This window comes from Actinacidiphila sp. bgisy160, assembly GCF_057707815.1.
The window spans coordinates 76,333-87,082 of record NZ_JBYIQW010000031.1; the positions used below are offsets into that span (position 1 = coordinate 76,333).

The 10,750-nt window shown below is 75.3% G+C and carries 10 protein-coding genes; 5 read left to right on the forward strand and 5 right to left on the reverse strand.

The features are described 5' to 3' along the window. Positions 1–16: 16 nt before the first annotated feature. Positions 17–1,120: a glycerate kinase gene (locus AC3EUJ_RS23440; RefSeq protein WP_431964428.1), complete on the reverse strand. Its 1,104-nt coding sequence runs from the start codon at positions 1,118–1,120 to the stop codon at positions 17–19. Positions 1,121–1,214: 94 nt separating this feature from the next. On the opposite strand from AC3EUJ_RS23440, the gene AC3EUJ_RS23445 reads away from it, so the two are divergent. Genes AC3EUJ_RS23445 through AC3EUJ_RS23455 form a run of 3 tightly spaced genes read left to right on the forward strand, consistent with a single transcriptional unit; the run spans position 1,215 to position 3,791 of the window. Further along, positions 1,215–2,270 carry an ADP-ribosylglycohydrolase family protein gene (locus tag AC3EUJ_RS23445; protein WP_431964410.1) on the forward strand — a complete coding sequence of 352 codons (1,056 nt, stop codon included), beginning with the start codon at positions 1,215–1,217 and terminating at the stop codon, positions 2,268–2,270. A gap of 10 nt (positions 2,271–2,280) precedes the next feature. Then, complete coding sequence (locus AC3EUJ_RS23450) at positions 2,281–3,273, forward strand: ketopantoate reductase family protein (RefSeq protein WP_431964412.1); 993 nt, start codon at positions 2,281–2,283, stop codon at positions 3,271–3,273. Continuing rightward, the gene (locus tag AC3EUJ_RS23455; protein ID WP_431964414.1) at positions 3,270–3,791 is read left to right on the forward strand and encodes an NUDIX domain-containing protein; all 522 of its coding nucleotides are present in this window, start codon (positions 3,270–3,272) and stop codon (positions 3,789–3,791) included. Before AC3EUJ_RS23450 ends, AC3EUJ_RS23455 begins: the two co-directional genes overlap by 4 nt. Here the strand turns inward: AC3EUJ_RS23455 and AC3EUJ_RS23460 are convergent. Beyond that, complete coding sequence (locus AC3EUJ_RS23460; RefSeq protein WP_431964416.1) at positions 3,773–5,572, reverse strand: gamma-glutamyltransferase family protein; 1,800 nt, start codon at positions 5,570–5,572, stop codon at positions 3,773–3,775. The genes AC3EUJ_RS23455 and AC3EUJ_RS23460 overlap by 19 nt on opposite strands. Before the next feature lie 79 nt (positions 5,573–5,651). Here AC3EUJ_RS23460 and AC3EUJ_RS23465 point away from each other — a divergent pair, with 79 nt between their 5' ends. Continuing rightward, complete coding sequence (locus AC3EUJ_RS23465) at positions 5,652–6,431, forward strand: DUF4037 domain-containing protein (protein WP_431964430.1); 780 nt, start codon at positions 5,652–5,654, stop codon at positions 6,429–6,431. A gap of 71 nt (positions 6,432–6,502) precedes the next feature. Next, on the forward strand, positions 6,503–7,249 hold the full coding sequence (locus AC3EUJ_RS23470; RefSeq protein WP_431964418.1) for an SIR2 family NAD-dependent protein deacylase: 747 nt from the start codon (positions 6,503–6,505) through the stop codon (positions 7,247–7,249). 60 nt (positions 7,250–7,309) lie between these two features. Here AC3EUJ_RS23470 and AC3EUJ_RS23475 read toward each other — a convergent pair whose 3' ends face one another. The 3 genes from AC3EUJ_RS23475 to AC3EUJ_RS23485 are packed head-to-tail and all read right to left on the reverse strand — an operon-like array spanning position 7,310 to position 10,589. Beyond that, on the reverse strand, positions 7,310–8,293 hold the full coding sequence (locus tag AC3EUJ_RS23475; RefSeq protein ID WP_431964420.1) for an aldo/keto reductase: 984 nt from the start codon (positions 8,291–8,293) through the stop codon (positions 7,310–7,312). 50 nt (positions 8,294–8,343) lie between these two features. Further along, complete coding sequence (locus AC3EUJ_RS23480; protein ID WP_431964422.1) at positions 8,344–9,774, reverse strand: phytoene desaturase family protein; 1,431 nt, start codon at positions 9,772–9,774, stop codon at positions 8,344–8,346. Next, positions 9,771–10,589: an inositol monophosphatase family protein gene (locus AC3EUJ_RS23485; RefSeq protein ID WP_431964424.1), complete on the reverse strand. Its 819-nt coding sequence runs from the start codon at positions 10,587–10,589 to the stop codon at positions 9,771–9,773. The genes AC3EUJ_RS23480 and AC3EUJ_RS23485 overlap by 4 nt, the downstream gene beginning before the upstream one ends. Between the last annotated feature and the right edge of the window lie 161 nt (positions 10,590–10,750).

Below are 10,750 nucleotides of genomic sequence, written 5' to 3' on the forward strand. Positions count from 1 at the left end.
CCCTGGCGTTCCCGGGTCAGGCCGGCAGGTCGCGCGCGATGTCCCCGGCGAGCCGCTCCAGCAGCGGCCCGGCCTCCGCCATGCAGCGCACCGGATCCGGCTCGAGGTCCGTCAGGGCGTACGCCCGCCGGATCCCCGCGGCTGCCAGCGCCGCCCCGGACAGCGCGAGCCGGCCGCAGACGGCGACCACGTCCACGTCCCGGGCACGGGCGGCGGCCGCGACCCCGGCCGGGGCCTTGCCGTGCAGGGTCTGCTCGTCCAGCGAGCCCTCGCCGGTGATCACCAGGTCGGCCCGCTCCAGGGCCGCCGCGAAGCCGAGCATGTCCAGGAGCACCTGGACGCCGGGCCGGAAGGAGGCACCCAGGCCAACCAGCGCCCCGAACCCGACCCCGCCGGCCGCACCGGCCCCGGGGGCCTCGGCGGCCGCACCGGCACCCAGCACCTCCGCGTAGTGGGCGAGCGCCGCGTCCAGCGTCGCCACGTCCTTCTGTGCGGCGCCCTTCTGGGGCCCGTAGACGGCGGCGGCGCCCTTGGGGCCGAGCAGCGGGTTGTCGACGTCGCCGGCGAGGACGACCTCGGTGGTGGCGAGCCTCGGGTCGAGGCCCGACAGGTCCGCCGAGGCCAGCCCGGCGAGCGCCGCGCCGCCCGGGCCCACCGGTTCGCCCCGGCCGTCCAGCAGCCGGGCGCCGAGCGCGACGAGCATGCCCGCGCCCCCGTCGTTGGTCGCGCTGCCGCCGACGCCGAGCACCAGGGACCGCGCTCCCGCGTCGAGCGCGGCCCGCAGCAGCTCGCCGGTGCCGCGAGTGGTCGCCGTCAGCGGCGCGAAGACGCCCGGCGGCAGGTGCCGCAGGCCCGAGGCCTCGGCCATCTCCACCACGGCGGTGCCGTCGCGCAGTGCGTACGCGGCCGTGACCGGTTCCCCCAGCGGCCCGGTGACCTCCACCAGCCGCCGTTCGAATCCCGCGGCGACGGCGGCGTCCACCGTGCCGTCCCCGCCGTCGGCCACCGGCACGGACTCGACGACAAGACCGGGGGCGGCCCGCCGCAGCCCCGCCCCGAGCCGCTCCGCCACCTCGACTGCGGTGAGCGACCCCTTGAACTTGTCCGCTGCGATGAGCACCCGCACGGGCCGTGCGTCCGTCACATTGATCTCCCTACGGCAGGTCGCGCCGCTTGGACCCTATCCCGGGGCGCCCGGACGGTACACCGGATGCATGGCCCTCTCTCTCGAAGACCGCGTACTCGGCGGCTGGCTCGGCCGGATCGCCGGCAACATGCTCGGCAAGCCCGTCGAGCGCGGCGACCACTGGACCCGCGAGCGCATCGACCGCTACCTGCGCCGGGCCGGGGCACTGCCGCTGACCGACTACATCCCGGCGCTGGACCCGCCGCCGGACCCGGCCGAGTTCGCACTGCGCCCGGAGTGGCCGCAGTGCACCCGTGGCAACATCCACGGCAGCGCACGGGACGACGACGTCGACTACGCGATCCTGGGGCTCGACCTGCTGGAGACCTACGGCCCGGACTTCACCACCGAGCAGGTCGGCGAGTTGTGGCTGCTGCGCCTGCCCTACCTGCAGACCTTCACCGCCGAGCGGGCGGCGTACCGCAATCTCGCGGGCGGGCTGAAGCCGCCGCTGACGGCCACGGCCGGCAACCCGTACCAGGAGTGGATCGGTGCGCTGATCCGCGCCGACATCCACGGCTGGACCTCCCCCGGCGATCCGCGGCGGGCCGCCTCGCTCGCCCGACGGGACGCGGTGCTCTCGCACACGGGCAACGGGGTCTACGGCGCGATGTGGGCGGCGGCGCTGATCGCGGCGGCCTTCACGGCGCCCGACGCCCGGGCGGCGCTGGAGGCGGCGCTGCAGCAGATCCCACCGGGCAGCCGGCTGGCCCGCACCGTGCGGCGCACCATGGCGCTGCACGAGGCGGGGCTGGACTGGGCCGGGACGATGGCGGAACTGGACGAGGAGACCCGCGGAATGCACTGGATCCACACCGTCCCCAACGCCGCGCTCGTCACCGCCGGCCTGCTGTACGGCGCGGGCGACTTCACCACCACGATCGCCCTCACCGTGCGCGGCGGACTGGACACCGACTCCAGCGGCGCGACGGCGGGTTCGGTGGCCGGGGTGCTCTGCGGCGCCGCCGCGATCCCGCCGCAGTGGACCGAGCCGCTGGAGGACCGCGTGCGCAGCGCCGTGTTCGGCTTCGACGGGGTGGCGATCAGCGAACTCGCCCGTCGCACGGCGGTGCTGGTGCCGTAAGGTCCCGCGTGTGCGATACATCGTTGTGGGAGCGGGCGCGGTCGGCGCGACGATCGGCGGCCGGCTGTACGAGAGCGGTCACGAGGTCGTCCTGGTCGCGCGGGGGGCGCACCTGGAGGCGCTGCGCGAGCGCGGGCTGACGCTGCGGACGCCGGACGGGACGCTGAAGCTCCCCGTCCCGGTGGCCGGGGGCCCGGACGAGCTGGCGCCCCGTGCGGACGACGTGCTGGTGCTGGCCGTGAAGACGCAGGACACGGAGGCCGCGCTCGCCGCCTGGGCCCCGGTGGCGGACCGTCTGCCGGTGATCTGCGCCCAGAACGGCGTCGCCGGCGAGCGCATGGCGCTGCGCCGCTTCCGCGACGTCCACGGAATGTGCGTGTGGCTGCCGTCGACCCACCTGGAGCCGGGCGAGGTGGTCGCCCCCTGCGGGCCGCTGACCGGCATCCTCCATCTGGGCCGCTACCCGCACGGCACTGACGACCTCGCGCGGGCCGTCTCGGCGGACCTGGAGAAGTCCTCGTTCGCCGCCCCGGTGGTGGCCGACGTGATGCGCTGGAAGTACGCCAAGCTGCTGACGAACCTGGGCAACGCCGTCGAGGCGCTGTGCGGAGGCTGGGACGACGCGGCCGCCGGCCTCCTCGAGCGGGCGAGGGCCGAGGGCGCCGCGGTGCTCGACGCCGCCGGCATCCCGTACGTGGGCGAGGAGGAACAGGCGGCGGTCCGCGGGGACCGGGTGAGCCTGCGGCCGGTCGACGGCTTCGCCCGGGGCGGCGGCTCGTCCTGGCAGAGCCTGACCCGCGGCACCGGGAGCGTCGAGGCGGACTGGCTCAACGGCGAGATCGTGCTGCTGGGGAGGCTCCACGGGATACCCGTCCCGGTCAACGAGACGCTGCGGCGGCTCGCGAACCGCGCGGCACGCGACCGCCGCGCTCCCGGATGCCTGGAGCCGGCACAGGTGGCCGCCGCCGTCGAGGGCCGTGAACCCCTAGGTTGGGGCCCGTGACGACCACTGACTTCTCCGCGTACATCGACAGCCTGCCCAAGATCCTCGCCGGGGCCAGCACGCTCTTCCGCGACGCCGAGGGCCGCATCCTGATCGCCGAGACCACCTACCGCGAGGACGGCGCGTGGGTGCTGCCCGGCGGCACCATCGAGTCGGCCGACGGGGAGACGCCGCGCGAGGCGGCGCGCCGGGAGACCCTGGAGGAGATAGGGCTGGACGTCGAGCCGGGCACCCTGCTCACCGTCGACTGGGTCCAGGGACCGTCGGGGCGGCCGCCGCTGGCCTCGTACATGTACGACGGCGGGGTGCTCGACGAGGCCGCGCTCGGCGCGATCGTGCTGCAGGAGGAGGAGTTGTCGGCCTGGCGCATGGCGACGCCGGAGGAGGCCGAGGAGTACCTCTCCCCCGGCCTCTACCGCCGCGTCCGCGCCGCCCTGGCCGCGCTGGAGGACGGCGCCTGCCCCGTCGAACTGGTCAACGGCCGCCCCCCGGCAGCCGGTCAGCGACCCACCGCGTAACCCTGCATCCCGCGGGGATTGGCGGCGGAGGACAGCACACCCGTCTCCGGGTCGCGGGCCACGGCGCACAACCGGCCCTCCGACCACGGAGCGCCGACCGTCACGTCGTGCCCGCGACCGCGGAGCCCGGCGACGACCGACTCCCCGAAACGACCCTCCACGGTGACACTGCCCGGCCGCATCTGCCGGGGGTGGAAGGAGCTCGGGAAGCTGTCGTTGTGCCAGTTGGGCGCGTCGATGGCGCCCTGGAGGTCAAGGCCGCCCCGGACGGGGGCACGCAGGGCGACGCCCAGGAAGAAGTGCAGCGACCACTGGTCCTGCTGGTCGCCGCCCGGGGTGCCGAAGGCCATCACCGGCACGCCGTCGCGCAGCGCGAGCGAGGGGGTGAGCGTGGTGCGCGGACGGCGGCCCGGGGTGAGGGAGTTCGGCAGGCCGGGCTCCAGCCAGGTCATCTGCAGGCGGGTACCGAGCGGGAAGCCGAGTCCGGGGACCACCGGGTTGGACTGGAGCCAGCCGCCGCTGGGGGTCGCGGCGACCATGTTGCCCCACCGGTCGACGACGTCGAGGTGGCAGGTGTCGCCGCGGGTCGCGCCGTTGTGCGCGACGGTGGGCTCTCCGACGCCCATGGCGTCGAAGTCCGGTGCGGCGGCCGGGTCGTGGAGCGGGAAACGCGGCAGCCGCGGCGTACGGCCGCCCGGGCAGCCGGGGCGCAGTTCACGGGAGGCCTTGGCCGGGTCGACCAGGGCGCGACGCGCGTCGTTGTAGGCGGGCGACAGCAGTTCGGCGAGGGGGACGCCGTCCTCGGCGTCGCCGTACCAGGCCTCGCGGTCGGCCATAGCGAGCTTGGTGCCCTCGACCAGGGTGTGCACGTAGTCGGCGGAGCCGTACTCCAGGTCCGCGGGATCCGGCGGCAGCAGGGCCAGTTGCTGCAGGAAGGCCGGGCCCTGGCTCCAGGGTCCCGCCTTGCAGACCGTCCAGCCGTTCCAGTCGAACGTCACGGGGTCCTCGTGGCGTGCCTCGTACGCGACGAGGTCGTCCCCGGTCAGGGTCGAGGCGTGGCGCTCGCCCGTGGTGTCCATCGCGGGGCGGGCGGCGAATGCGGCCAGCGCCTCGCCGATGAAGCCCTCGCGCCACACCCGTCGCGCCGCCTCGATCTGCGCCTCCCGGCTGCTGCCGGCGGCTTCCGTCTCCCGCAGCAACCGCCGCCAGGTGGCGGCGAGATCGGGGTTGCGCAGCAGGGCGCCCGGCCGGGGCGGGCGACCGCCGGCCAGGTACAGCTCGGCGGAGGTCGTCCACTCCGTTTCGAACAGCGCCTGGACGGAGCCGACCGTGGCGCCGACCGCCTCCACCGCGGGGTGACCGTGCTCGGCGTAGCCGATGGCGTAGGAGAGCAGGTCCGCGAGCGGCTTGGTGCCATGGTCGCGCAGCAGCACCATCCACGCGTCGAAGGCACCGGGCACGGCGGCGGCGAGCGGGCCCGTGCCGGGGACGAACTCCAGGCCCAGCGCGCGGTAGTGATCGACGCTCGCCCCGGCCGGGGCGGGGCCCTGGCCGCAGAGCACGCGTACGGGACCGCCCGCGGGCGCGACGATGATCGGCACCTCGCCCGCGGGTCCGTTGAGGTGCGGTTCCACCACGTGCAGGACGAACCCGGCGGCCACCGCGGCGTCGTAGGCGTTGCCGCCGCTCTCCAGCACGGCCATGGCCGACTGCGAGGCGAGCCAGTGCGTGGAGGAGGCCATTCCGAAGGTGCCCTGGAGGGTGGGCCGGGTCGTGAACAATTCAGTACTCCTCGCGCCGGGGTGCTCCTACACTCGCACGGTGCCCCACGAGCCCGCACAACTACCCCCTGTCTCCTCCATGGCGCACTCGCTCACCCGGGTCCCCGGCGTGGTCGCGGTGATGCTCGGCGGCAGCCGGGCCCGCGGTACGCACCGCCCCGACTCCGACTGGGACCTCGGCGTGTACTACCGCGGCGAACCGGACCTGGAGGCGCTCGCCGCCCTCGCCGCCGGGGCGACGGGCGCGCCGGTGGAGATCGCCGGCCCCGGCGGCTGGGGTCCGTGGGTGAACGGCGGGGCCTGGCTGCGCGTGGAGGGTGTGCAGGTCGACTGGATCCTGCGGGACCTGGACCGTGTGCGGCGGGTGTGGGACGACTGCCGCGCCGGCCGCTACGAGGTGGGCGTCCAGCCCGGCCATCCGCTCGGCTTCTGGTCACCGGCGTACGCCGGGGAGGTCGCCCTCGGCCGCGTCCTGGCCGACCCGGCGGGCGAGCTGACCGCGCTGCGCGAGTCGACGCTGGTCTACCCGGAGCCGCTGCGCGAGGCCCTCGTCGCGGCTTCCTGGGAGGCGGACTTCCTCGCCGTGAACGCCCGCAAGTCCGCGGGCGCCGGGGACGTGCTGCACGCCGCCCTGTGCCTGTCGCGGGCGATCGGGGTGCTGACGCAGTCCCTTCACGCCCACCACCGCGTGTGGTGCCTCAACGAGAAGGGCGCACTCGCCGCCGCGGACGCGCTCCCGGGCACCCCGTCCGGCTTCCGGGCCCGAGCCGAGGCGGTGCTGTCCGGCCTCGGCGACCCGGTGGCGGCGGTGGAGGACGCCTCGGCCCTGGTCGCGGACGTACGCACGGCGCTGGGCTGACCGGCGGCGCTCGGCCGACCGGCGGAAAAACCCGATGGCCGGGGCTCGCCGGGTCTGCGTACGCTCGCGGCATGAGCGCGAAGAAGCCGCTTGTCGCGATCCTCAGCGGCGCGGGGATCTCCACCGACTCCGGCATCCCGGACTACCGCGGTCCCAGCGGGCTGTGGCGGCGCGACCCGGAGGCCGAGAAGCTCGTGACGTACGAGCACTACATGGCCGACCCCGACGTGCGCCGAAGGTCGTGGCGGATGCGCATGGACAGCCCGACGCTGGAGGCCCGGCCCAACAAGGCGCACGAGGCGATCGTCCGGCTGGAGCGGTCGGGCGTGCCGGTGCGCGTGATCACGCAGAACGTCGACGGGCTGCACCAGATGGCGGGGCTGCCCGAGCGCAAGGTGCTGGAGCTGCACGGCACGGCCCGTTCCGTCGTGTGCACGCGGTGCCACGACCGGGCGCCGATGGACGTGGCGCTGGCGCGGGTGCGGGCGGGCGAGCCGGACCCGGCGTGCGGGAAGTGCGGCGGGGTCCTGAAGTCGGCGACCGTCATGTTCGGGCAGCGGCTGGACCCGGTGGTGCTGGGCAACGCGATGGCCATCGCCAAGGGGTGCACGGTCTTCGTCGCGGTCGGCACCAGCCTGCAGGTGCAGCCGGCCGCGTCGCTCGCCGGGATCGCGGCGGAGCACGGCGCGCGGCTGGTGATCGTCAACGCCGAGCCGACACCGTACGACGCGATCGCCGACGAGCTGGTGCGCGAGCCGATCGGGACTTCGCTGCCCGCGCTCCTGGACGGGATCGCCCGGGAGGCCGCCGCGGGCTGAGGGCCGTGCCCCGGACGGGGATCGTCCGGGGCACGGCTCACGGCGGGTCGGCCGCGGCGGTTACCAGCGGTGGTGGACCTGGGCGCGGATGCGCCGGTCGTACAGGTCCCGCACGGCGTCCAGCGTGCTCTGCGGCAGCGGCGGCAGGGCGGCCGCCTCGGAGTTGGCGCGGGCCTGCTCCACGGAGCGGGCGCCGGGGATCACGGTGGTGACGCCGGGCTGCTGGATGATCCAGCGCAACGCCGTCTGGGCCGGGGTCGCGCCCTCCGGGGAGAGGGCGGAGAACTCGACGGCGGCCTCCAGCCCGGTCGCGTACTCGACGCCGGAGAAGGTCTCGCCCTGGTCGAAGGACTCGCCGTGCCGGTTGTAGGTGCGGTGGTCGTCGGCCGGGAAGACCGTGTCCTTGGTGTACCGGCCGGACAGCAGGCCGGAGGCGAGGGGCACACGGGCGATGATGCCCACCCCGGCCTCGGCGGCGGCCGGCAGGACCTGCTCCAGGGGCTTGAGCCGGAAGGCGTTGAGGATGATCTGCACGCTGGCGACGCCCGGCCGGGCGATCGCGGTCAGCGCCTCCTCGCAGGTCTCGACGCTGACGGCGTAGGCCGCGATGCGCTGCTCCTCGACGAGGGTGTCGAGGGCGTCGAAGACGGCGTCCGAGGAGTAGACGGCGGTCGGCGGGCAGTGCAGCTGCACGAGGTCGAGGGTGTCGACGCCGAGGTTGGCCCGGGACCGGTCGTTCCAGGCGCGGAAGTTGTCCAGGACGTAGTTCTCGGGGACCTGGGCGACCCGGCGGCCCATCTTCGTGGCGACGAAGATCCCGGCGTCCGGGCGCTCCCGCAGGTAGCGGCCGATCAGCTGCTCGCTGCGGCCGTCGCCGTAGACGTCGGCCGTGTCGAAGAAGGTCACGCCCTCCGCCACGGCCGCGTCCAGGACGGCGAGTGCGTCCTCCTCGCGGACCTCTCCCCAGTCCGCACCCAGCTGCCAGGTGCCGAGACCCACGACGGACACCTTGCGGCCCGTCCTGCCCAATACGCGCTGCTCCATGCCTGCGATGCTAGTCGCTGCCCCGCCGGCCGCCGCCGACGGGGCGTGCGCTAGCGGCGGGCGGCCCCCTCCAGGTGGCGGCGCACCGCGCGGGCCGCGTGGTGGCCGGACATGCCGTGGACGCCGGGGCCGGGCGGGCTGGCGGAGGAGCAGAGAAAGACCCCGGGGCGCGAGGTGGCGTAGGGGTTCCACTTGGGCTTGGGGCGGAAGGCCGTCTGCAGGCCGGCGAAGGCCCCGCTGCCGATGTCGCCGCCGACGTAGTTGGCGTTGCGGGCGGCGAGTTCGGCCGGGCCGCTGACCGCCCGGGCGAGGACGAGGTCCCGGAAGCCGGGGGCGAAGCGCTCGATCTGCCGCTCTACGGCCTCGGTGGCGTCGCCGCGCCAGCCGTTGGGCACGTGTCCGTACGCCCAGAAGACGTGCTTGCCCTCCGGGGCGCGCCCGGGGTCGACGACGGTGGGCTGGGCGGTGATCAGGAACGGGCTCTGCGGCGGGCGGCCGCGCACCGCCCGGTTCAGGGCGTCGCCGATCTCGCCGATGGTGGGCCCGATGTGCACGGTGCCGGCCCGGCGGGCCTCGGCGGCGGTCCAGGGCACGGGACCGTCCAGGGCGTAGTCGATCTTCCAGACAGCGGGGCCGTAGCGGTAGTTCCGGTACGCGTCGCCGAGCCCGGCGATACGCGCCAGCGCGGTCGGCGAGGTGTCGAAGACGTAGGCGCGCGCCGGCGGCAGCTCGTCGAGCTTGCGGACCATGACGCCGGTGTGCACGGTGCCCCCGAGCAGCCGCAGGTAGGAGGCGAGGGCATCGGCGAGCGACTGGGAGCCGCCGCGCGGCACCGGCCAGCCGACCTCGTGGCCGGAGACGGCGAACAGCAGCGCCGTCGCACCGGTGAGCGGGCTGGTCAGCGGGGCGATGGCATGGGCGGCGAGACCCGCCAGCAGTCCGCGCGCCTTCTCGTCGCGGAACAGCCGGGCGAGCGCGGCCACCGGCGGCAGCCCGGTCAGCCCGAAGCTCGCGAAGCGCAGCGGGTCGCGCGGCAGCCCCTGCCACTGGGGCCGCAGGAAGTCGTGGGCGAGGGTCTTCCAGCGGCCGATGTACGGGGCCAGGAGCCGGCGATAGGTGCCCGCGTCGCGCGGTCCGAGCGAGGCGGCGGTCGCCCCGACGGTGCGGTCCAGGACCGCCGCGGTGCCGTCGTCGAAGGGGTGCGCGAGCGGCAGCTCGGGGTGGAGCCACCGCAGGCCGTGGTCGCCGAGCGGCATCGCGTTGAAGGCGGGCGAGCCGGCGCCGAGCGGGTGCACGGCGGAGCAGGGGTCGTGGCGGAAGCCCGGCAGGGTCAGTTCCTCGGTGCGCGCGCCGCCGCCGACGTGGTCGGAGGCCTCGAAGAGCTCCACGGAGTGACCCGCGCGGGCGAGTTCGACCGCGGCGGTCAGGCCGTTGGGCCCGCCCCCGACGACGATGACGTCCGTGACGTGTGCCCTGCTCATCGGGCACCTGCCATGAGGTCGACGACCCGTCGCGCGGTCGCCTCGTCGCGCGCCACCGAGAAGGGGAAGGCGTTGCCGCCGCCGATCCGGAAGGGCACGCCCTCGGCGGTGAGGCTGCCGCCGCCGGCCTCAGCGACCAGCAGCACGCCGGCCGCGTGGTCCCAGGGCGATTCCCAGGTGAAGGCGACGGCGTCGATGGCGCCCCGGGCGACCTCCAGGTAGTCCAGTCCGGCGCAGGTGCACCGGCGGGTTTCGACGCCGTCGGTGCCGAGCCCCTCGAACCGGTGCCGCTCCTGTTCGTCGAGGAAGGCGAACTGCGAGGCGGCGACCTTGAGCGCGGGCCCGCCGGAGTCGCGGGCCGTGCGGATCGGCTCGCCGTTGAGCAGCGCTCCCCGGCCGCGCCGGGCGGTGGCCATCAGCTCCAGGCGCGGCACGTACGTCCAGGACGCGTGGACCTCGCCACCGCGGGCGAGCGCGACGAGCGTGGCGAACTCGGGCCTGCCGGCGACGAAGTTGGCGGTGCCGTCGACGGGGTCGACGATCCACACCGGGTCGTCGCCGCCGATGCGGTGCAGGATGCCCGGGTCGGCGTGCACGGCCTCCTCCCCCACCACGACAGAGCCGGGCAGCAGCGCCGGAAGCTCCTCGGCGAGCCGTAGTTCGGCCTCGCGGTCGGCGACGGTGACCAGGTCCCCCGGTCCGGTCTTGTGGCTGATGTCGGCGGCGCCCAGCTGTCGCCAGCGCGGCACGACCTCCGCCTCAGCGGCCGTGCGCACCGTGTCCTCGACCGCCTTGAAGAGTGCGTCATCGATCACTCCTCCATCAGACCAGATCGGCCGCGGCGCCGCGCACCCGCGGTGGCTTTGGCGGGTTCACGCCGTCCGCGCCGCGGCTCCGTGCGGCACGGCCGCGTCGAGGCGGGGCTCGATGCGGCCGTCGGGAGGTGGGGTCTGTGCGGGCGGCGCGGTGCTCCACC